Here is a 21,641-nt window from a genome sequence, read left to right on the forward strand (position 1 = left end):
CTGGATATTTATTTGTATAACTAATCAAATGGTGCGTAAAAGATCGGGGTGATCGGCGATCGCACGATACTGGCCGGCATGGAACACGAGCGGCGCCTTGCCGAACGCGTCGAACTGTTCGATCTGGCCGATGAAGAGCAGGTGATCGCCGCCTTCGTAATGGCCGACGTTGCGGCATGCGAAGCGTGCGCTCGCGCCGTCGAGGCAGGGCACGCCGCCGGTTTCCGAATCTGCGTGAAGCACGCCGTCGAACTTGTCGGTGCTGGGCGTCGCGAAGCGGCGCGACAGGTCGATCTGGTCGTGCGCGAGGATGTTGATCGCGAAGTGGGTAGCCGCGATGAAATCCGGCCGGCTCGGCGCGACCTTGCGAAGGCTCCACAGCACGAGCGGCGGATCGAGCGACAGCGACGAGAACGAATTGGCGGTGAGGCCCACCTTGCGTCCGTCGGCCGCGCAGGTGGTGATCACGGTGACGCCGGTCGGGAATTGCCCGAACGCGGCGCGCAGCTGCATCGGGTCGAGGGCCGGGCGATCGGGTGCGGTCGTTTCCATGCCGGTCACTCCGCACGCACGCTGTGTTCGCGGATCATCGCCGCGCAGGCCGACGGCTCGAACCACCACGGCGAGAACCGGCGCGGATCGTCGAAGCCGTCGACGATCGCCGCGGCGAGCGACGGCAACTGGCCGGCCGCGCCGAGCAGTTCGAGGATGTGCGGCGGCGGCGGGGTGAGCAGCGAGTTGGTCCAGCGCACCACATGTTGCGCATAGGCCCAATAGCCTTCGAACGTCTGCAGCATCCAGTCTTCGCCGAACGGCGCGGCATCGCGCGCGACGATCGCGTCGAAATACGCGTTCGCGCATTTCGCGGCGTTGTTCGAGCCCTGGCCGGTGATCGGATCGTTGACGACCACCGCATCGGCCATCCCGAACACCGTGCGGCCCGACGGCAGCCGGAAGAACGGCTTGCGCACCGTCGGCGCGAAGCGTCCGGCCAGCGTGCCGTTCGGATCGGTGAGCTCGACGTCGCGACAGCGCTCGAATTCCCACGGTACGTATTGCTGCAGGAACGACAGGCTCCGGTCCAGATGCTGCTCGGGCGTCTTCACGTCGGCCCAGCAGTCGAGCGGGCCGCCCGGAATGCCTTCGAACACCATGATTTCGCACGGGCCCGTCGTGGTCAGCGCGGGGAACACGAAATACTCGCCGATGCCGGGCAGCAGGTTGAAGCGCACGCGCGAATACGGCTGGCTCGGCGTCATCCCCTTCACATAGGTGAGGGCCAGCGCGCGTTGCGGGCGGTCGAACGCGCTGCGCGCGTCATCGCGGCCGAGCAGGTTGACGATCTCGCCCTTGCCGGCCGCGAGCAGCACGAGGTCGTGGCTGCGCGCCAGTTCCTCGAGTTCGGGCACGCCGATGTCACCGATGCGCACGTCCGCGCCACGGCGCCGCACGCCGTCGAGCCAGTCGGCCATTTTCACGCGCTGGTCGACCGACTGCGCATAGCGGGTGAGCCGCGACGACCAGTCGATCGCCTTGCGGCCGTTGCCGTCCGGATGCGGCACCGCGATGCCGATCCCTTCGACGGACGGGCACGCTTCCTCCCAGGTATTCAGGCCGAGGTCGCGCTCGATCTGCAATGACGTATGGAACATGCACTGGCTCGACATGACCTTGCCGGTGCGGATCTCGTCGGCGTCGCGATTGGTCGCGAGCGTGACGTGGTAGCCCTGGTCGAGCAGGGCGAAGGCGAGTTGCAGGCCGGACTGGCCGGCGCCGACGATGGCGATGCGTCTCATGGGGTTGTCCTTGGTTGGCCGGATGCCGGCCGGAAGAAGGGTTGCGGAAAACGGCGGCGGGCAGCGGTCACTCCGCGAGACGCGGAATGGCCGGCACCGCCTGTTCGGGGCCCATCGCGGAATAGCCGCCGTCCACTGCGTAGTCGGCGCCCGTCACGAAGCTTGCCGCGTCGCTGCACAGGAACGTCACGACCTGAGCGACCTCCGACGGATCGCCGACGCGGCCGAGCAGGTGGAACGGCGCGGCGACGCGATCGGTCCTGGCGCGGTCGCCGTGCGTCATCTCGTCCATCACGCGCGACCACGTCCACCCCGGCGACACCGAGTTGACGCGAATGCGCTCGGGCGCGAGATCCATCGCCATGCTGCGCGTGAGCTGGCGAATCGCCGCCTTGGACGTCGGGTACAGCCAGCGGCCGGTTTGCGCGCACTGGGCCGAGATCGAGCTGAAGTTCACGATCGCGCCTCCGCCGCGCCTGGCCATGTGCGGATGCACGGCCTTCGCGAGCATCGCCGCGGACACGACGTTGACGTCCATCGCGGCGAGCCAGTCGTTGCGGGTCGCCTGGATGCCGTTGTCGACGTAGCTGCACGCGAGGTTGACGAGCACGTCGATCGCGCCGAACCGTTCGACGATGGCCGATACCGCGCGCTCGATCGCGCGATCGTCGGTGATGTCGAGCGCGACGAACATCGCCCGTTCGCCGAGCGCATCAGCGACGCGCGCGCCGTTGTCCGCATCGAGATCGAGGATTGCGACGCACGCACCGGCGCGGCTCAGGTCCTGCGCGACCGCGGCGCCGATCAGCGTGGCGCCGCCGGTGACGATCGCGACTTTGCCAGCAAGGGCAGTCATGGGGTGTCTCCGTGAATCGTTGGGTGAGGGAAGGGGCGCGTCAATGCACACCTGGCGACGGCTCGCTGTCCTGCCAGCGGCGCATCAGGCCGTTCGACGGCACGGTTTCGTCGAGCAGCTTGCGGGCCGTTTCGACGCCCGCGACCGGCAGGCCGGCTGCGTCGAGCAGGCCGATCTGCACGAGCACGCTCGCCTGATCCCAGTAGATGTGCTCGTGATAGAGCTTGTCGCCGCGAAACTTGACGATCGCGACGAGGGGAATCTCGACGCGCTTGCCGGTCGGCGCGACGCCCGGCAGCATCCAGTCGATCTCGGTGGTGTGCGTGAAGCAGAACAGCAGCTCGTCGACGATCTGGCTTGCGCCGATCGTGCGCGAGATCGGGGTGATCGTCGTGTCCGGCGGATTCGCATGCACGAAGTGATGTGTGTAGAAGCGCTTGAGCTCGTCGTAGCCGACGCCGCCCGTCAGCGTCGGAACATGGTTGACGTACGGCTCGGCGACCATCGTGGCCATCGTCGCATCGACGTTGCGCGTGGCAAATTCGTGTTCGAGATGCGCCTCCCACAGTGTGGACAGGTCGTAGTGCGGGCCGAGCGCGGCACGGAACGCGGCGATCGCACGCTGGTGGGCCATGACCGCGGCGGACTTGTCGAAATGATCGCCGCCGACACGCGCGAACGCGTGATCGACGCCCGGATACACATACACTTCGACGCCGTCGCGACCGGACAGTGCTGCGGCAATGCGCTGCTGCGCGTCGGGCGGGCAGAAGCGGTCCTCCCCCGCGATCTGCAGCACGAGGCGACCCTGCAGGTGCGACGCTTCGTCGAGCGCCTGCTCGATGCCCACGCCGTAGTAGCTGACCGCCGCGGCCACGCCCGGCAGCCGGCACGCGGCGAGATAGGCGAGCTTGCCGCCGAGGCAGTAGCCGAGCACGCCGGCTGCGCCCGTGCATTCCGGCCGTTGCCTGAGCACGTCCAGCGCGGCGCCGATGTCCTCGACGCCCTTGTTCTCGTCGTATTCGCGATAAAGGGCCATCGCGCGCTCGACGTCGGCCGCCGCATGACCGAGTTCGATCCCCGGCGCCTGGCGCCAGAACAGGTCGGGCACAAGCACCGTATAGCCTTCCTCCGCGTAGTAGTCGGCGGCCTCCCGCATCGTCGCGTTCGCGCCGAAGATCTCGTGACACAGCACGATGCCCGGCCCCGTGCCGCCGGCCGGCGTGCTCAGGTACGCGCGAAACGCGCCGCCGTCCGGCGACGGAATCTCGATATGACGTCCTTTCATCTGTCCCTCCATTGAATTCATTGCTGCGACGAGCCCAGTATTGGCGGACGAAATGCGTGCTTCTATCCGCTTTCTTCGGCCGGTATCCGCGAATTCCGGAAACCTGTTGCACCGGCCGCCGCGCGTGGGCAGGCGCACGGCTGACTGCGGGTATGTGCGGATGCGGAATGCCCGCACAGTTTTCTACGATGCGCGAACGGTCCGCTTCTTGCGTCGTTTGCGCGGGACTTGCGTGCTTTGGCGGCCGGACTGTCCGGATACTCCGGGCGCTATCCGGATCGTGCGGCGGATGCCCCCATACCGGGAACGCATGCACGGCGCGAGTGCAATCGAGCATGACGGGAGAACATCGATGGCGCAATTTTCCGGAACGGGCTGGCTGGCCGACACCGCCTGTTTCAATCACGACAACCTGCTGCTGCAGTCGAACGATGTCGACGAGGTTCGCGCACGTGTCGCCGACGTATTCAAGCCGCACCGGCTCACGCCGACCGGCGAATCGCGCGCGCTGCACAGCTGCATGCATCATGCGCGCTGGGGCAACCTGTCCTTGAACCTGCTCGATTATGGCGGCGGGGTCAGCATCGAGCCCGGGCCGCTCGAGCACTTCTTCCTGTTGCAGATCCCGCTGCGCGGCGACGCGGAGATCGAGTGCGGGTCGGCGCGTTTCGTGTCGTCGCCGGGCACCGCGTCGCTGATCTCGCCGACGCTGTCGCTGAAGATGCGGTGGGGCGATGCGTGCCCGCAAGTCATCCTGCGCATCGAGCGCGAAGTGATGGAGCGCCACGCGCAGCGGCATTTCGGCGACGACCGGCGCGCACCGGTCGAATTCGAGCCGGAATTCAGCCTGTCGTCGCAGCAGGGGACCTGTCTCGCGCAGATGCTGCCGATCCTCGCCGGCGCGATTGCGACGGACGCGCATCCGCTGCGTCATCCGCTCGCCTTCGAGCAGCTCGAATCGACGCTGCTCAACCTGCTGCTGCACGGCCACCCGAACAGCGCGCGCAACGGCACGCGGCACCTGCCGGTGGCGCTCGCGCCGTTCTATGTGCGGCGCGTCGAGGACTACATCCGCGCCCATCTCGACGAGCCGCTGACGATCGAGCGGCTCGCCGAACTCGCCGGCGTCAGCCCGAGCACGCTGTTCGCCGGCTTCCGCCATCGCCACGGGATCACGCCGATGGGCTTCGTGCGGCAGTTGCGGCTGCAGCATGTGCGTGAGGAACTGCTGGCCGACGATACGCCGGGGTTCGCATCGGTGACGGACGTCGCGCTGAAATGGGGCTTCGCGCACCTCGGGCGGTTCGCGATCGAGTACAAGCGGGCGTTCGGCGAGTCGCCGTCGGCGACGCTCAGGATGCGGCGCGTGCGGGGCTAGTGCTGCAGGCGTCAGCCTGCTTGCCGCGTGGCGGGACGCGACGCCCGAAGGGCGTCTACGGCAGCGGCACGCCCCAGGCTGCCGTCACGTTCCCGCCGAGCCTCCATTCGGTGAACGGGCGGCGCGGCGCGATGATCGCCGGCAGGCGAGCGTCATGAAAGCGCGCGTAGTACGGCTCGACCCAGCTCAGTTCATCGCGCAACGTCCACGGAAACAGGTCCTGCTTGACCGGCGTGATGGCCGTGAAGCTCGCGGGATGGTCGACGGAATCGATGACGAGGTTCGCCAGGCGGCCGATCGCGCCGTCGTTTTCCCGGTAGAGATCGATATGGCGCCGCTGCACGAGTTCCGCCGCGAACACGAGCGGGAGCAGCGCGAACGTGTGATAGTGCAGCGCGCGGTTGCCGCGCCTGACTTCGCGTGCGAGCGAACCGTCGGGGCCGATGTCGCGGATGCCTTCGCGAACCCGCAGCAGCCCCGAGTCGACGAGGCTCGTGTTGCCGGTCACGGTGCCGATGGCGATCAGGTCGAGCCCGGCCCAGTACACGAGGTTGTTGTGCAAATGGTTGATCGCCTCCGCATCGCGGGTGGCGATCGCGATGCGTTCGAGCCACGGATCGATCGCGTCGAACCGCGCGCGGTTCGTTTCGCGCACGTCGTGCGGCATGCGCAGGATCACCATCGCGAAGTCGGTACCGGCCCACGAACGCTCGTAGTACCCCTGATAACCGGAGATCCGGCCCATCAGCGCATCGGCCCGCGCCCAGCTTTCCAGCAGGCTCGCCACGCACGACCAGTCGCCGTTGTCCGCCGACGCATTGAGGCGGGCGATGAAATCGCGCATCGGCTTCACGGCGCGCGCATAGCCGGCGGCGTCGTCATAGTAGCCGGGCGGATCGATCGTCGTGACGGCCGCCGGTATGTCGCAGGCGCGGGCCGGCGGCACGGCGCCGAAGAGTGCGCCCGCGGCGAGCAGCGTGATGAACAGCGATCGAGTCGACAGGCGGCGCATACGGTCCTCGGTGGTGACGGTGACGATGGCGTGGCAAACACGGAAGCCGACCCCGGGGCCGACAACATCGCGACGCCGGACGTGCGTGCTTGGTAAAACTCGGCAAAGCGAGGCAATGCCTGGCGAAGCCTGGTGATGCGCGCAGGGCCGGGCAGTACACGGTCGCTCGCGGGGCGCACGCAGTCTAGCGCCCCCGTCTTTCACCCGCCTTTCCCGGCGGCAACGGCACGGATCGATCCCGGGCCGGCCCCGCCTTTCACGCGCCGAGCGCCGGCGCACTTTTTTAAAGACTGCGTTACGTTCGCCCGGTATGATCGCTGCGCTCGCGAACGACGCCATTGGCCAGAGCATGCCGACTCGCGCGCAACCAGCATCGCAAGCATGACAACACAGGGCGGACGCCGGCGGTGCGTCGCGCCGCGATCGGGCCGAATCGGCCGCCAGCACGACGGAGCATGGAACGATGGTAACGGGGACGGGTGCGGCGCGACGCGCAATGGCGATCGCAGCCGGCAGCGCGCTGTACGTGGCGGCAGCGGGCGGCGCGCACGCGCAGGCATCGGGTGCGGCAGCGGCGCCGCCGGCCGGCGCGGCGGCGGCCGTGCTGCCGGCAATCGACGTGACGGGGAAGGCCGACGGCTCGTCGAGCGGGCTCGTCGGGTTGCGCACGACGGCCGGCACGAAGACCGACACGCCGGTGGCTGAAGTCCCGCAAACGATCAATCTCGTGACCGCGCAGCAGATCGAGATGACCGGCGCGACCGATCTGAACCAGGCGCTGCGCTACGTGCCGGGATTCGCGACGTTCGGCGCCGACAGCCGCACCGACTGGTATGCGGCGCTGCGCGGCTTTACGCCGACGCTGTACGTCGACGGCGTGGCGGCGCCGAATACGGCCGTCATCGCGAACTGGCGCGTCGACCCGTACACGATCGATTCGATCGCGGTGCTGCGCGGGCCGACGTCGGTGCTGTATGGCGCGGGCGAGCCCGGCGCGATCGTCGACGCGCACACGAAGCTCGCCGACGGCGAGCGCGTCCGTGAAGCCGGTGTGGAGATCGGCAATGACGCGCGCAAGCAATTCATGGTCGATGTCGGCGATGCGCTCGACCCGGACGGCCGCTATGCGTATCGCTTCGTCGGCGTGGCGCGCGACGGTAACGCGGTCACCGGCCCGAACGGCGACCGGCGTGTCGCGCTGGCGCCGTCGTTCCGCTGGCGGCCGAACGCCGACACGTCGCTGACGCTCTCGGCGACGTTCCTGCAGGACAGCGGCGATATCTCGTCGAACTTCCTGCCCGCGTCGGGCACGGTGTTGCCGAACCCGAACGGCCGCCTGTCGCAGGATCTCTACATGGGTGACCCCGGGTTCAACGACTACCGGAAGAAGCAGTGGTCGCTCGGTTACGCGCTGGAGCACCGCGTGAATGCGATCTGGTCGCTGCACCAGGACGTGCGCTGGTCGCACCTGTCGCTCGACGACGCGACGGTGTTCGGCAACGGCTTCACGCCTCGCAGCACCACCAACATGATGCGTTTCGCGGGGCTGTTCCAGCTCAACTACAGCCGGCTCGATATCGACAACCACGCGCAGGCGCGCTTCGGCACGGGGCCGCTCGACCATACGCTGCTGCTCGGCGTGCAATACGACCGGCAGACGACGACCAACAGCGTATGGCTCGCGCTGGCGCCGTCGCTCAACCTGTATCACCCCGTGTACCGGCCCGTCACGGACGCGATTTTCTCCGGCCCGACGTCGCTCGGCCACGTCGACCAGTACACGGCGATGAACACGTTCGGCGTGTACGCACAGGACCAGATCCGCTGGCAGCGCTGGACGCTGACGCTCGGCGGCCGCGAGGATTTCGTCAATGCGCGGTTCGACGACCGGACGGCCGGCACGCAGGCGCAGCAGGACGTCAGTGCCTTCTCCGGGCGGGTCGGGCTCACCTATCAGGGCGACGCCGGGCTGTCGCCGTACGTCAGCCATTCGACGTCGTTCGATCCCGTTATCGGCGTGCGCCTGTATGGCGGCGGCCTGCCGAAGCCGACCCGCGGCACGCAGACGGAAGCCGGGTTGCGCTGGCAGCCGCCCGGCAGGAACCTCATGCTGAGTGCGGCCGTCTACCAGATCGACCAGACCAACGTCGTGACGCCGACGCCGGTCAATCTCGACCGGACGGGCACGACGTCCGTGCAGACCGGCAAGGTGCGCTCGCGCGGGATCGAGCTGAGCGCGGTCGGCAAGGTCACGCGCGAGTTGTCGGTCGTCGCGTCGTATGTCTATCAGGACGTCAAGAACGTGCAGGCGAACGACGCGTCGCTGAACAACTGGCCGGTGGCCGTGCCGCTGCCGCGGCAGATGGCGTCGATGTGGGCCGACTGGACCTGGCGCACGGGCGCGCTGTCGGGTCTCGGGTTCGGCGGCGGCGTGCGCTACCAGAGCGCGTCGGCCGGCGCACCCGACAACTCGCTGACCGTGCCGAGCGTGACGCTGGTCGACGTCGCGCTGCACTACGAGATGCCGCACTGGCGGTTCGCGCTGAACGTCGCGAACCTGTTCGACCGGCGTTATGTCAGCGGCTGCCAGTCGTACACCGTGTGCGTGTTCGGCAACGAGCGGACCGTGCTGGCCAGCGCGAAATACAACTGGTGATCGCGAACGCGCGGACCGCGTGCTACGCGCCGCGCTGAGGCTCCCGACGCGCGGCACGTTCGCCGGCGTGGCGCTGACGCCGCCACTCGGTCGGCGTGAGGCCGAAACGTTCGCGGAATGCGGTCGCGAAATTCGCCGGCGTGGAAAAACCGATTTCCTTAGCGATGCTTGCAATGCTGAGCGACGTCGAATCCAGCAGATCCTGCGCGATCCGCAGCCGCTCGTGCCGCAGATACTCGAACACCGTCTGGCCGAGATTGTCGCGAAACGCACGTGATAGCCGCTTTTCATGCGTGCCGACCGCGCGTGCCAGTTGTTCCACCGTCGGCGGATCGTTCAGCGTCCGTGCCAGGTGGCGGATGGCCGCGCGCACGATGATGTCGTCGTCCTTGCCGGCCACGAACGGGCTTTCCGTGTCGACGGGCCGATCGCGCTTCGCCCGCCTGAGCTGCACCCGGATCCGCGCGAGCACTTCGGCCGGCTCGAACGGCTTCACCACATAGTCGACGCAACCGATATCGAACCCCTCGAGCCGTTCGTGCAACGCGCCGGCCACGGTCAGGAAGATGACCGGAATCGCGCATGTCAGCGGATCGGCGGCAAGCAGCCGGCACGCGGTGAAGCCGTCCATGCGCGGCATCCGGACATCCATCAGGATCAGGTCGGGCATGAGCGCCTGCGCGCGCTGGCACGCTTGCTGTCCGTCGGACGCAATGCTGATCCGGCACCCGGTGCTGCGCAGGATGTCGATCAGCAAGCGAAGCTGGTCGGGTTGATCGTCGACGATCAGGATATGGGCGTCGCCCAATGCGGAGATCGATGGAGACATCGTGCACCTGTTCTGGAATGGCTGCTGGCTGCGTTCCTGCGGGTGGCCGGCCCGGTACGGAATAATCGTCGGAAGCCGCGCTATGGCGACGCACAAGCGCGTCGATATTCGGATTTCACCAAACTACGCGACAGACAACCGGTCGGCGTAATACCCGGCACTGCCTGTTTTGATCACCGATCCGGTAAAGACGCGGCGCATTGCCGTCGTTGCGCGCTGAAAAGTGTGCGGCTGCCGGTATCGATGCGAGCCGAATTGTAGGGGCATATTTCGATTCTTGCCAGACGCATTAGCACTATTCGCGTCATTCCGCTTTTCGAACTCTTCATCGTGTATTGTGATTTGCGTTTGCGGTGTGGCACCCTGGTGCCTGTCCATTTCCGCCATTTTCATTTGTACCGTCGCGTGCGATCGTGCGGCTCGGCGATTTTTCTGCCGAAATCGTTTGTCGGTATTTATCTTTAATCCGCCACGGCAAAGAATTTGTCCGCCCGACAAAACATCTGGATTAATTTCGGCGGCGCGAAATCGTTTGCGAGATGCGCGTTTTTAACGTAACCCGTTGAATGTAATGGATTTTACAATCTATAAAGAATGTCACCTTCAATAATTTTAGATCGTGTCTCATAATTCGTCCGAACTTTGAGTGCAGGGTTACACAGAGCAACACAAGGCACGGCGGGTTGTGACGGACGTTGTGCGATTCGGATCCGACGCATCAGTTGATGCGCATCCGGACGCATGCCCGTATCGCTCACGCGAAAATCCGGTTGCCGTGGATGAAATAAAAGAAGCGGGGTTGGTCGCGGTCTGCGCGACATCAAATCAGGGGTGACCATAACGGCGAGCTGAATCTCCGGATTCAGTCGATGGGCGAGTTCGCCCATATCAAACGATATGCATTCCTAATGCATTACTCGAATTAACGGAACGGGCCGTAACGCGAACGGCGTGCCCGGGCTTTCGAACGTCCCGTTGTTACGGGCGGGCGCTGCGTGTCGCCTTCGGCACGCTCAGGCCGGGCATTGGCATCGGGTTCCGCACTGAAGTCGCAATCGTAATCGCAATCGCAGCTGAAGCCTTCAAGAAAATTAAGTAGTCCGTATTCAAACCAGACGCTACAAAACGGAGCAGAAGACCATGAAGAGGAAGCAGATTTCGGCGCTTGCCGCCGCCATGTTCACAGGCGCAGGTGTCCTGATCGCGGGTGCCGCGCATGCGGACAATTTTGTCGACCGCGGCAACCCGGACAACGCGCTGAACGGCCAGTGCATCGACGGGACGAACCCGCTGTGCGTGTCGACCAAAAGCGGGAGTTACGTGGCGGTGAGCACGGCAAACGTCACGATGGGTACGAATGCCCGGGCCGGCACCAGCGGGATCGCGATCGGTGACCAGTCGAATGCAAGCAGCAAGGGCGGCACCAGCAGCGGCGGTGCGATTGCGATCGGCGTCGGTTCGCAGGCGCTGGCGAACTCGGCGACGGCCATCGGCACGGTCGCCGTCGCACAAGGCAACACGTCGCTCGCCGTCGGTCGCCAGTCGGCCGCGGTCGGTGACTTCTCGATGGCGGTCGGCAACGTCGCGGACGCGCGCGGCACCAGCTCGATCGCACTCGGCCACTCGGCGCTGGCAAGCGGCGATCGTTCGGTGGCGATCGGCGGCGCGAACCCGACGTCGAGCGACGGCGTGTCGGCCGGTGCATCGTACGACGCGGCGACGCAGACGCGGGCCGGCGGCACGCAATCCGTGGCGATCGGTGCGGGCGCGCAGACGAACGACAACAACCAGGTGGCCATCGGCTCGGGCAGCGTCGGTGCGAACAACGGCGGCACGCCGGTGTTCGGCGGTACGGCCGCACCGGTCGGCGGCGCGGTGTCGTTCGGCGCGGTCGGCAACGAGCGCCAGCTCAAGAACGTCGCGGCAGGCGCGGCCGATACGGACGCCGTCAACGTCCAGCAGCTGAAGAACGTGAACGGCACGCTCAGCACGAGCATCGCCAACGTCGACGCGCGCGTGACGTCGGTCGGCAACTCGCTGTCGACCACGATCTCGAACGTCGACCAGCGCGTGACCAACGTGGGCAACAGCCTCAGCACCAGCATCGTGACGGCGACGAAGAACGTCGTGAAGTACACCGACGATTCGCATGGGGCGATCACGCTCGACGGCAGCAACGGCACCACGATCGGCGGCGTCGCGGCCGGTGTCGCCAACACCGATGCGGTGAACGTCGGTCAGTTGAAGGGCAGCATTGCACCGTTGCAGACGTCCATCTCGACGGCCGCGTCGAACATCACGAACCTGCAGACCAGCGTCACCGGCATCAACACGTCGCTGAGCACCGCGACCACCAATATCAGCAACCTGCAGGCCGCCGACGCACGCAACGTGAAGTACGACGGCCAGAGCGGGTTCGACTCGGTGACGTTCGCCGGTACGAACGGCACGACGCTGCACAATGTCGCGGCCGGTGTCGCGAATACCGATGCGGTGAACGTCGGCCAGCTGAACGGCGGCCTGTCGTCGCTCAGCACGAGCGTGACGAACAACATCAGCACGACGCTCGGCAACCTGAGCACGTCGATCACCAACCAGATCGGCGACGCGACGAAGAACGCCGTGCAGTATGACGACGACGCACACAGCGGCGTGACGCTCGGCGGCAAGGGTGCGCCGTCGCCGATCGGCCTGCACAACGTGGCGGACGGCATTGCCGCGAGCGACGCGGTGAACGTCGGCCAGCTCGGCAAGGCAACCGACACGCTGAACCAGTCGATTACGAATGTCGGCAACCAGGTGACGACGAACACGGGCAACATCGCGGCGCTCCAGCAGGACGCGCTTCTGTGGAACACGAACCTCGGTGCGTACGATGCGAGCCACGGCGGCAACGGCCCGCAACGCATCGGCAACGTCGCGGCCGGCGTCGCCAACACCGACGCGGTCAACGTCGGTCAGCTGAACGGCAGCATCGCGCCGCTGCAATCGTCGATCTCGACGGCCGCGTCGAACATCACGAATCTGCAGACCAGCGTCACCGGCATCAACACGTCGCTGAGCACCGCGACCACCAACATCAGCAACCTGCAGGCAGCCGACACACGCAACGTGAAGTACGACGGCCAGAGCGGGTTCGACTCGGTGACGTTCGCCGGCACGAACGGCACGACGCTGCACAATGTCGCGGCCGGTGTCGCGAATACCGATGCGGTGAACGTCGGGCAACTGAACGGCGGCCTGTCGTCGCTCAGCACGAGCGTGACGAACAACATCAGCACGACGCTCGGCAACCTGAGCACGTCGATCAATAACCAGATCGGCAACGCGACGAAAAACGCCGTGCAGTACGACGATGACGCGCACAGCGGTGTGACGCTCGGCGGCAAGGGTGCGCAGTCGCCGGTCGGCCTGCACAACGTGGCGGACGGCATTGCCGCGAGCGACGCGGTGAACGTCGGCCAGCTCGGCAAGGCAACCGACACGCTGAACCAGTCGATTACGACCGTCAGCAACAACGTGATGACGCTCGGCAACCAGGTGACGACGAACACGGGCAACATCGCGGCGCTCCAGCAAGATGCGCTCCAGTGGAACGCGAACCTCGGCACCTACGATGCGAGCCACGGCGGCAACGGCCCGCAACGTATCGGCAACGTCGCGACCGGCAAGAACGGAACGGACGCGGTCAACGTCGACCAGTTGAACGCGGCGATCCAGGACGGCACGAGCCAGCTCGATGCGCTCGCCGTGAAGTACGACGACGCGAGCAAGAAGCAGGTTTCGCTCGGCGCGGGCAACGGCGGGAGCCCGGTGCACCTGACCAACGTCGCGGAAGGCAACGTCGCGGCCGGCAGCACCGACGCGGTGAACGGTGCGCAACTGCGCCGTGCGATCGACGGTACGGCAGCCGCGCTGGGCGGCGGCGCGACGGCGAATCCGGACGGCTCGATCAGCGCGCCGGCCTATAAAGTCGGCGGAGGTTCGTTCAACAATGTCGGCGATGCACTCACGAATCTCGACGGCCGCGTCATCGGCAACACGACGACGCTCGAGAATCACGAAACGCGCATCGGCAATGCGGAAACGAACATTGCCGGCAACACGGCCGCGATCGCCGGGCTGCAGCAGGACGCGCTGCAGTTCGACCCGACGCTCGGCGCCTACAACGCGGCACGCGGCGGGGCACCGACGAAGCTGACGAACGTGGCCGACGGCAACGTCGCCGCGGGCAGCACGGACGCGGTGAACGGCGGCCAGTTGTCGGGCGTGAAAACGTCGCTCGAACAGCAGATCACGCAGGTGTCCAACCAGGCGGGTGAGGCCGTGAAGAACGTCGTCAAGTACGACGTCGACGCGAACGGCAACCGGATGAATTCGGTATCGCTCGTCGGCGGCGACACGAATGCGGCCGTCGTGCTGAAGAACGTCGCCGCGGGCACCGCCGATACGGATGCGGTGAACGTCCAGCAGCTGAAGGGTGTGCAGTCGAGCCTCAACCAGCTGGGTGCGCTCGCGGTGCAGTACGACGATGCCTCGAAGAGCTCGATCACCCTCGGCGGCGCCGGTGGCACGCGCATCACCAACGTGCAGGCCGGCACGCTCAGCGCAACCAGCACGGATGCGGTGAACGGCTCGCAGCTCTACGCGACCAACCAGCAGGTCGCGAAGAACACGACCGACATCACGAACCTGCAGGGGAACGTGACCAACATCGCGAACGGCAAGGCCGGCCTCGTGCAGCAGCAGGATCCGAACGGCGCGATCACGGTCGGGAAGGACAGCGGCGGCACCAGCGTGAACTTCTCCGGCACGGCGGGCGACCGCGTGCTGACCGGTGTCGCGGCGGGCGTGAACAACAACGACGCGGTCAACATGGGCCAGTTCAACAACGCGTTGAAGAACGCGGCGGCCAACGACCAGATCCGCGCGGCGGCGACCGATGCGAACACGACGTGGATCGCGCGTGCCGATGCGGGCTCGATCGGGACGACGGCAACCGCAACCGGCAAGAACGCGGTGGCGGTCGGCCAGGGCTCCGTCGCCGATCGCGACAATTCGTTCTCGGTCGGTGCGAAGGGCAGCGAGCGCCAGGTCACGAACGTCGCGGCCGGCACGGCGCCGACCGACGCGGTGAACGTGCAGCAGCTGAACGACAACCTGTCGACCGCAACGACGCAGGCGAAGGGCTACACCGACCAGCGCATCGGCCAGGTGTACAACTCGTTCAACGACCTGAAGAAGGACATGTACGGCGGCGTGGCATCGGCAATGGCCGTGGCCGGCCTGCCGCAACCGACGGGCGCGGGCCGCTCGATGGTATCGGCGGCGACGTCGAACTATCACGGCCAGCAGGGTTTCGCCGCCGGGTACTCGTACGTGACGGAAAGCAACCGCTGGGTCGTCAAGGCGTCGGTAACGGGCAACACGCGTTCGGACTTCGGCGCGGTGGTGGGCGCGGGTTACCAGTTCTGATGTCGTAAGCGCAGTATCGATTGAACGGCGGTGTCGGGCAGTGGTTGTCATGCCCGGCACCGGCGGGAAATCCGTGGCCCGGGGTGTGTCTGTCGACCCCGGGCCATCGTCGTTTGATGCGTCCGCCGCGAAGATCGATACGGCTACGCCGGGCCTGTCCGGCGGTCGATGCCGCAGATCGTATGTTCGAGTGTCACCCGGCAAACACCGGCGTAATGGATTCGGCAGGGCGCCGGCATCGCTGCGGGCAACCGGCCATGCCGGACCGGCAAGCGCGACTTGTGACCCGGCGGAATGTGTCATCCGCGTGAAAGAAAGCGCTTGATCTGCGCCAGACGCCAGCGAACTTCACGCGTCGCGGCCCAATGCGGTCGACATTTCTCCGCGAGAAACAACGTGTGTCCATGCCGTCGATGGATGATTTATTTGCCGATTGTGTAGATAATCGGCGCTGGTGCAATGCAACGCTGCATTGAGCGTGTCCGAGCACGTCTTCCAAGCCCGTATTGGCGCCCACAACGACAAATGAAAACGATGAAACCTGAGAACAGGATGCTTTCCGCGCAGCGCCTCGCGTTGCCGCGTCAAATCCGGCTGCCTGCCTTCCCGGCGAGCGCCGCCATGCCATCGGCTTTTCCGGCCGGTTACGGCAGTTGCTACCGCTGAGTGCCCGGACAATCCGCACCATTTGTTCAATACGAGAACCCGCGCTCGAATCGATCGGCCGGGCAATCGGTATCGACCGGCGATATCCGTCGGTGCACCCGGTGAGCATGCATCGGGTCACATGGCGACGCATCACGGAACTGCACACAGGGGTAAACGCACATGATCGGGAAGTTTGCGTGGCTGTCCGTCGTTTTGCTTCTGGTCGCGGCATGCGGGGATCGATCCGGGCACGCCGATCCTGCATCGAATGCGCCGCCGGCGGCCGCTTCGGCGACGCAGGCCGTTATCGCGCAGCGCCCGGCACCCGTGCCGCCCAGGCCTGGTCAGGTGCTCGAGGGCATTTACCAGAAGGACGCACATGGCGAGGACACGATGGAGATCGCCAATGGAAGCCAGGCCACGTACTGGTACGGCCACGCGTTCGACCTGAACGGTGGCCACTACTTCACCGGCTTTGCCTACGACACGCCGAACAAGTACGCCGAACAGGAGAAAACCGCCGCGCCGGCGCCCGATGCCCGGGTGACCCTCACCGAAGCCACCTTCGAATGGACCACGGACGGCGGGGTGGCCGGCTGGAACATGGTCGAGTCGGAACGCTCGATCGGCGAATTTGGCGGCTATGAGAAGGCCGACACGATCGACGACAAGGAACCCGCCGTGAGCACGACCATGCCGGACGGGCGGATCGTGCTGGCGGTCCCGACCTGGTACCTGGCTTCCGGCACCCGGATCAAGTCGTTCGGCATGTTCGTCTACCAGCGCACCAATGCGTCAAGCAATCCTGACGATACCGACTGGACCTATGCCGGCAACGTGTTTCGCGGCAACGACAACGGCGCGGCATGCGATGCCGCCGGTACCGGCAACCGCATACCGTGCGCGGCCGGCGCGTCGACACTGACTTTCCTGCCGGCCGAGGGCCGCGATTGGCCGCGTCTTCGCGTGGCGATGAAGGGGACGGGCATCGACAACGCTGGTCAGAAAAAGACCTACGGCGCCGCGGATGTCGTCGAATACCGGTTCAATCCGAAGACGAAGGTTTACGAAGCGGCGAAGACGTAGGGCGGCATGCGCATGTCGCTTTCAACGAGGGTTCCACCTGTCCGGAAGGAGGATCGAATGACGATGCCTGTCTTGAGAAACCGCATGTCGATGGTGCTGGCGTGCGCGGCGATACCATTCATCGCCGGTTGCGCCAATGTGTGTTCCGTGCTGGATTCCAGCCCGGTATGCGCGACCATGTATCCCAGTCCGATTCAGAAGGCGGCCAAAGCCATGGTCGGGCAGCCGATATCCGTGGCGTTCAAGGCGTTCGGCCGGCCGCTCGTCAATCAGCCGCCGCAATCGCAATCGCCGGAGTCGGTGAGCTACACCGGGAATTACTTCTGGGACAGCTCACGGGTTCATGTGAGCCCGAACCAGACGTTCATCCAGACCGGCAGCCGGTACGTCGGCAGCCATGTGGCCGGGGTGAATCCGGCAGGAAACGGGGTGGCGGAGACCCCGATCTACCAGGACGACTATCAAGCCACGGGCTATTACGGCCATGAAACCGTGCTCGACTCCGTCTGCATGATCACCATCAAGACGAATCATGCCGACATCATCACGAAAGTGGAGGTGGGTGGGTGCCGGAAGTGATGCCGTCCAGACACATCCCGGCCGAATGCGAGTAGCGCGATCCGTGGCGCTCACGGCCGCGCTCCAACCCGCCGTATCACGCGGGTTCGCGCGCGGTCGAAACGTGCGTCCAATGCGAGTTGTCGAATGTGAGCACCGGCTCGTATTCTGAATGCGTCAGGCGGAACGGCATGGGGCCTCCGCCGATCAACGCATGACAGAGACTCGCAATGACTGCCAATACGCAAACCATGAAGCTCAATCACCTGAGCTTCCCCTCGGCCGACACACTCGCGACGGCCCAATTCTTCGAGCGGCACCTCGGCTTCACGATCGCGGGAAGCTGGGAAAAATCCTGGATCCTCAAGCGCCCGGGCTTCGACGTGGTGATCGACCATGTCAGCGACGAAGTGACCGCATGGCCGACGAATTTCCACGTCGGGTTCGAACTGCCGAGCCTCGATGCCGTTCGCGCGTTATTTGAACGCTTCGGGGAAGAGGGCGTCGAGATGGTGACGGACGTCTTCAACAACGGGCGCGGTTCGCGTTTCTTCTGCCGCGCGCCGGGCGGCGTGATGTTCGAGCTGAACACGCGCGCGGATGCCGCGCCGGAATATCACGGCACGTTCGACGACTGACGCAGGCAAGCGTCATACCGCGTTCGAGTGCCGGCGCGGGCCACCATTTCAGTGACCGCGCGAGTGTGCGAAGGCTGAGTGGTCTCCATCCCGTGCAGATCGCTGCAGCGCGCGACACGACCAAGCCGCACCACCTGCGATGCCGTCGCACCGGACTTCAAAAGCAAGAAACGGAGTGTCTGCCTGCGTACGGTCACCTACATTGCCGTGACTAACCTAACTCACGGGATGTGAAGAAGATGACCGTACTCGAAGGGAAAGTCGCCATTGTCACCGGTGCTTCTGCCGGAATCGGCCGTGCGATCGCGTTGATGTTCGCGGCGCACGGCGCGTCAATCGTATTGGGCGCGCGAAACGAAGCCACGTTGAACCAGGTTGCCGACGAGATCCGTCGTCAGGGCGGGCGGGCGTACGCGTGCGCCGGCGACGTCGGTCACGTCGACACGCATCGAAGGCTCGTCGCGGCGGCCCTGCGCGAGTTCGGCGGTCTCGACATCGCGATCAACAACGCGGGAACGGTCGGGCCGCTCAAGCCGCTCGCCGACATCTCGCTCGACGAGTGGCAGCAAACGCTGTCCACCAATCTGACAGCGGCATTCCTGGGCGCAAGCAACCAGATTCCCGCGATGCTCGAACGCGGCGGCGGTTCGATCGTCTTCACGTCCAGCTTCGTCGGAACCAGCGTCGGGCTTCCCGGCATGTCCGCGTATGGCGCGTCCAAGGCCGGCTTGATGGGATTGGTGAAGGGCATCACCGCGGACTACGCGGCACGGGGGATTCGGGCCAACGCGCTGTTGCCCGGCGGGGTGGATACCGCGATGGGCGGAGACCGTGAGCAGAAGGAATGGGCGGCCGGGCTCCACGCGATGAAGCGTATCGCCCACCCCGACGAGATCGCATCCGCGGCGCTGTTCCTGGCGAGCCCGATGGCCAGTTTCGTGACCGGCTCGGCCCTGTTCGCCGACGGCGGCAATGCGGCCGTGAAGTGATGTCCCGTCGGCGCTCAAGTGCCCAAGCGCGCGCGCCGCGCTCAAGCGCCGGTGCGGGCCAGCATCTCGATGACCGCGCGGGTGCGCGAAGGCCGGGTGATTTCCGTCCAGTGCAGATGCGCGTATTTCGGGTCGTCACGCAGGCCGGCGAACTTGACGCGATTCCTGGCGAACGTGGTGTATGACCACAGCAGCACCGACTCCCGGGAGAATGCCATCCGCAGCGACTCACGGTTTCCGTGCGAAAGCTCGGTGCGCATGAGCCCGCGGCTCAACGTGCGCCAGAGCACCCGGGAGAATACCGTCCGCCGCCCGAAGTTGAGCCAGATCACGTGCGTGGCTCTCGACCAGAGCACGTCGCGCACGGCGCTGTAGTTCCCGTCGGCGACCCAGCGGTCGCCGGCCGTCGCGGCCAGCACGTCGCGCTCGAACTGTTCCGGCGGCACGGCTGTCCAGTCGGGGCCCCAGTAGAGTCGATCCAGTTCGACGTAAGGGCAGCCTGCTGCTGCCGCCAGTGCGCTGGAAAACGTGGATTTCCCCGCTCCACTGGTTCCAACGACGACGAAGCGCATGGGTTTGACCGCAGTTGAATGTTGAAGCCGCGTATTGTGCCTCATGCACGAAGCGGCCGCTCGACTGCCGCGGTTCGTCATCGAACATCGGCCATGCCCCGGCTTGCTCCGCCAGACTCGTTGCATTGGCGGGGCGAGCCGCGCCGGGTATCCTCGCCGCTCCGCAACGGGCATTTGAATTTGGCAGTAACGTCGCCCCTTCGCTGCCCGCGCCTTTGTACAATCACCCGCTACAGTCTTGCCGCACACTGCCGCGGCAAACCCCGACAAGATCAAGTGAGAGAAACGATGGCGACCGAACCCGGATTGCAGGAGAGCATGCATGCGGATAGCGCCCGCGACGGGAACCCGTCATGTAGGCACGGACGGGTAACGACCGGGCGCGCATCGCGAACCGATCGGGGGCTGGCATGAGCGACAAACCCGTTCTTGCCGCCGGCGCGCCGTGTGAACCTGCCGCGTCGGCTGTTTCCCTGATGGCACTGGCATGCCTGGTCGTATTCATGGCGCAAATGGCGACGACGGTGTACCTGCCGTCGCTGCCGGTCGTCATGCGCGAATTGAAGATGACGCAAGGCGGCGCCGAGTTCTCCATCTCCGCCTATGTGATCGGCGCAGCTTTGCCGGTGCCGTTCTGGGGCGCTGCCGCGGAACGCTGGGGCAGGCGTGGCCCGCTGCTTATTTCGCTGCTGCTGTTTGCTGTCAGCAGCCTGCTGCTCGCCAGCTGCACGGTCGCACCGGCGCTGCTCGTATTGCGCGCCATCCAGGGCATCGGCGGGGGCGGTGCGGCGATCATCGCCAGAATCATCGTCCGCGACAACTGGCGCGGTGACGAACTGGCGCGACGCCTTTCCGTGTTGTCGATCGCCTTCATCACGGCCCTGGGCGGCGGCCAGTTCGTCGGCGGGCTGATCGGCCGATACAGTCATTGGCAAACGGGTTTCGTGCTGATGGCCGTCATCGCCGCGCTGGCGATCGGCCTGTCGTACGCGTTGCCGTTGAAGGCGGGAAGCCGTACGGCCAACACGTCTGGCATGGCCGGCACTTACTGGATCCTGCTGCGGCGCCCGGGCTTCCTGTGGCCGGCGTGCGCGGGCGGGTTGGGGTTCGCGACCACCGTCACCTTGCAGGAAGTGAGTCCGTTCGTGTTCCAGGAGCATTTCAAGTTGGCCGTGACGAGCTTCGGCAGTATCGGCCTGCTGCTCGGCATCGCCTATTTCAGCGGGGCGATGCTGGTCAACCGCCTCGTGAGACGGCTCGGCGGGGTCCGGCTGATGCAGGCCGGCGCCGCGTTGCTTGCGCTGGCAACCACGTTGATGCTGGCGTCGTGGCTGGGTGGCCTGCTGACTCATTTCACCGGCCTGTGGATCTTCATCGCGCTGTATTGCCTGGCGATTTTCGGCCAGGCGGTGCTGTTTCCGAACAGCATGGCGACCGCCGTCAGCGATGCGCACGAACATGGCGCGCACGCGATGGCCTTGTGCGGCTTCCTGCAGCAAGGACTGGCGGGCATCGCCGCGACGGCGGCGGTGCTGCAGCACCATGGCGGTACGTGGACGCTCGCCGTGTTCGTGCTGGGGACGCTGACATGGCTGGTGGTGCAGGTGAAGGTGAAGGGCAGATAGGCGGCCGACGTCAATGGAGGGGTCATCGGCCGCGTGCGTCTCCCAGGAAAACAGCGGCGTGCCACGGCACGCCCGTTTCACGTTGCGCGGACATCCCGATGCAAGAGCAAGTGTGACGCGCCCATGCTGTCGGCTGCGCCGCGCCGCTTGAACGAAAGATTCGTAGAAAACAGTTTCTCGTACGCCGTTCTTCAGGCTTTCACTACGAATTAAAAGGCATCGCCATCAAAGGCGA

The 21,641-nt window shown here is 65.8% G+C and carries 15 protein-coding genes; 8 read left to right on the forward strand and 7 right to left on the reverse strand.

Annotated elements, in window-relative coordinates:
• Positions 1–24: 24 nt before the first annotated feature.
• From ACPTTF_RS35305 to ACPTTF_RS35320, 4 genes are all read right to left on the reverse strand, one after another.
• Entirely contained in the window at positions 25–552 is a 528-nt protein-coding gene (locus ACPTTF_RS35305) for a flavin reductase family protein (protein ID WP_423372207.1), read from the reverse strand.
• 5 nt (positions 553–557) lie between these two features.
• Positions 558–1,796, reverse strand: coding sequence for a styrene monooxygenase/indole monooxygenase family protein (locus ACPTTF_RS35310; protein WP_423372208.1), 1,239 nt, complete (start codon positions 1,794–1,796; stop codon positions 558–560).
• Positions 1,797–1,863: 67 nt separating this feature from the next.
• On the reverse strand, positions 1,864–2,652 hold the full coding sequence (locus tag ACPTTF_RS35315) for an SDR family oxidoreductase (RefSeq protein WP_423372209.1): 789 nt from the start codon (positions 2,650–2,652) through the stop codon (positions 1,864–1,866).
• 40 nt (positions 2,653–2,692) lie between these two features.
• On the reverse strand, positions 2,693–3,940 hold the full coding sequence (locus ACPTTF_RS35320) for a dienelactone hydrolase family protein (protein WP_423372210.1): 1,248 nt from the start codon (positions 3,938–3,940) through the stop codon (positions 2,693–2,695).
• A 352-nt stretch (positions 3,941–4,292) separates the two neighbouring features.
• Between ACPTTF_RS35320 and ACPTTF_RS35325 the strand changes: the two genes are divergently transcribed.
• Positions 4,293–5,318, forward strand: a complete 1,026-nt coding sequence (locus ACPTTF_RS35325) for an AraC family transcriptional regulator (RefSeq protein WP_423372211.1) — start codon at positions 4,293–4,295, stop codon at positions 5,316–5,318.
• 55 nt (positions 5,319–5,373) lie between these two features.
• Here ACPTTF_RS35325 and ACPTTF_RS35330 read toward each other — a convergent pair whose 3' ends face one another.
• Entirely contained in the window at positions 5,374–6,330 is a 957-nt protein-coding gene (locus ACPTTF_RS35330; RefSeq protein ID WP_423372212.1) for a mannuronate-specific alginate lyase, read from the reverse strand.
• A gap of 463 nt (positions 6,331–6,793) precedes the next feature.
• On the opposite strand from ACPTTF_RS35330, the gene ACPTTF_RS35335 reads away from it, so the two are divergent.
• Positions 6,794–8,986 (forward strand): TonB-dependent siderophore receptor, encoded by a 2,193-nt coding sequence (locus tag ACPTTF_RS35335; RefSeq protein WP_423372213.1) that lies wholly within the window; start codon positions 6,794–6,796, stop codon positions 8,984–8,986.
• A gap of 22 nt (positions 8,987–9,008) precedes the next feature.
• Here the strand turns inward: ACPTTF_RS35335 and ACPTTF_RS35340 are convergent, their stop codons facing one another.
• Positions 9,009–9,815 carry a response regulator transcription factor gene (locus ACPTTF_RS35340; RefSeq protein WP_166958145.1) on the reverse strand — a complete coding sequence of 269 codons (807 nt, stop codon included), beginning with the start codon at positions 9,813–9,815 and terminating at the stop codon, positions 9,009–9,011.
• Positions 9,816–10,955: 1,140 nt separating this feature from the next.
• Between ACPTTF_RS35340 and ACPTTF_RS35345 the strand changes: the two genes are divergently transcribed.
• The 5 genes from ACPTTF_RS35345 (at position 10,956) to ACPTTF_RS35365 (ending at position 19,209) form a co-directional block, all read left to right on the forward strand.
• Complete coding sequence (locus ACPTTF_RS35345; RefSeq protein ID WP_423372214.1) at positions 10,956–15,290, forward strand: YadA-like family protein; 4,335 nt, start codon at positions 10,956–10,958, stop codon at positions 15,288–15,290.
• Positions 15,291–16,118: 828 nt separating this feature from the next.
• On the forward strand, positions 16,119–17,024 hold the full coding sequence (locus ACPTTF_RS35350) for a hypothetical protein (RefSeq protein WP_423372215.1): 906 nt from the start codon (positions 16,119–16,121) through the stop codon (positions 17,022–17,024).
• A gap of 57 nt (positions 17,025–17,081) precedes the next feature.
• Positions 17,082–17,603 (forward strand): hypothetical protein, encoded by a 522-nt coding sequence (locus tag ACPTTF_RS35355; protein WP_166958139.1) that lies wholly within the window; start codon positions 17,082–17,084, stop codon positions 17,601–17,603.
• Between the two features lie 209 nt (positions 17,604–17,812).
• Positions 17,813–18,220: a VOC family protein gene (locus ACPTTF_RS35360; protein WP_423372216.1), complete on the forward strand. Its 408-nt coding sequence runs from the start codon at positions 17,813–17,815 to the stop codon at positions 18,218–18,220.
• A 239-nt stretch (positions 18,221–18,459) separates the two neighbouring features.
• On the forward strand, positions 18,460–19,209 hold the full coding sequence (locus ACPTTF_RS35365; RefSeq protein ID WP_166958137.1) for an SDR family oxidoreductase: 750 nt from the start codon (positions 18,460–18,462) through the stop codon (positions 19,207–19,209).
• Positions 19,210–19,250: 41 nt separating this feature from the next.
• Here ACPTTF_RS35365 and ACPTTF_RS35370 read toward each other — a convergent pair whose 3' ends face one another.
• Complete coding sequence (locus ACPTTF_RS35370; RefSeq protein WP_423372217.1) at positions 19,251–19,781, reverse strand: toxin; 531 nt, start codon at positions 19,779–19,781, stop codon at positions 19,251–19,253.
• 410 nt (positions 19,782–20,191) lie between these two features.
• Here ACPTTF_RS35370 and ACPTTF_RS35375 point away from each other — a divergent pair, with 410 nt between their 5' ends.
• The gene (locus tag ACPTTF_RS35375) at positions 20,192–21,406 is read left to right on the forward strand and encodes an MFS transporter (RefSeq protein ID WP_423372218.1); all 1,215 of its coding nucleotides are present in this window, start codon (positions 20,192–20,194) and stop codon (positions 21,404–21,406) included.
• The last annotated feature ends 235 nt before the right edge of the window (positions 21,407–21,641 follow it).

The sequence above is a fragment of the Burkholderia crassaminum genome (genome assembly GCF_964265005.1).
Lineage (GTDB): Bacteria > Pseudomonadota > Gammaproteobacteria > Burkholderiales > Burkholderiaceae > Burkholderia.

Excerpts from the sequence above, each read along its gene's own strand:
- ACPTTF_RS35305 (WP_423372207.1), bottom strand. The coding sequence starts at position 552 with ATGGAAACGACCGCACCCGATCGCCCGGCCCTCGACCCGATGCAGCTG.
- ACPTTF_RS35310 (WP_423372208.1), bottom strand. The coding sequence starts at position 1,796 with ATGAGACGCATCGCCATCGTCGGCGCCGGCCAGTCCGGCCTGCAACTC.
- ACPTTF_RS35315 (WP_423372209.1), bottom strand. The coding sequence starts at position 2,652 with ATGACTGCCCTTGCTGGCAAAGTCGCGATCGTCACCGGCGGCGCCACG.
- ACPTTF_RS35320 (WP_423372210.1), bottom strand. The coding sequence starts at position 3,940 with ATGAAAGGACGTCATATCGAGATTCCGTCGCCGGACGGCGGCGCGTTT.
- ACPTTF_RS35325 (WP_423372211.1), top strand. The coding sequence starts at position 4,293 with ATGGCGCAATTTTCCGGAACGGGCTGGCTGGCCGACACCGCCTGTTTC.
- ACPTTF_RS35330 (WP_423372212.1), bottom strand. The coding sequence starts at position 6,330 with ATGCGCCGCCTGTCGACTCGATCGCTGTTCATCACGCTGCTCGCCGCG.
- ACPTTF_RS35335 (WP_423372213.1), top strand. The coding sequence starts at position 6,794 with ATGGTAACGGGGACGGGTGCGGCGCGACGCGCAATGGCGATCGCAGCC.
- ACPTTF_RS35340 (WP_166958145.1), bottom strand. The coding sequence starts at position 9,815 with ATGTCTCCATCGATCTCCGCATTGGGCGACGCCCATATCCTGATCGTC.
- ACPTTF_RS35345 (WP_423372214.1), top strand. The coding sequence starts at position 10,956 with ATGAAGAGGAAGCAGATTTCGGCGCTTGCCGCCGCCATGTTCACAGGC.
- ACPTTF_RS35350 (WP_423372215.1), top strand. The coding sequence starts at position 16,119 with ATGATCGGGAAGTTTGCGTGGCTGTCCGTCGTTTTGCTTCTGGTCGCG.
- ACPTTF_RS35355 (WP_166958139.1), top strand. The coding sequence starts at position 17,082 with ATGACGATGCCTGTCTTGAGAAACCGCATGTCGATGGTGCTGGCGTGC.
- ACPTTF_RS35360 (WP_423372216.1), top strand. The coding sequence starts at position 17,813 with ATGACTGCCAATACGCAAACCATGAAGCTCAATCACCTGAGCTTCCCC.
- ACPTTF_RS35365 (WP_166958137.1), top strand. The coding sequence starts at position 18,460 with ATGACCGTACTCGAAGGGAAAGTCGCCATTGTCACCGGTGCTTCTGCC.
- ACPTTF_RS35370 (WP_423372217.1), bottom strand. The coding sequence starts at position 19,781 with ATGCGCTTCGTCGTCGTTGGAACCAGTGGAGCGGGGAAATCCACGTTT.
- ACPTTF_RS35375 (WP_423372218.1), top strand. The coding sequence starts at position 20,192 with ATGAGCGACAAACCCGTTCTTGCCGCCGGCGCGCCGTGTGAACCTGCC.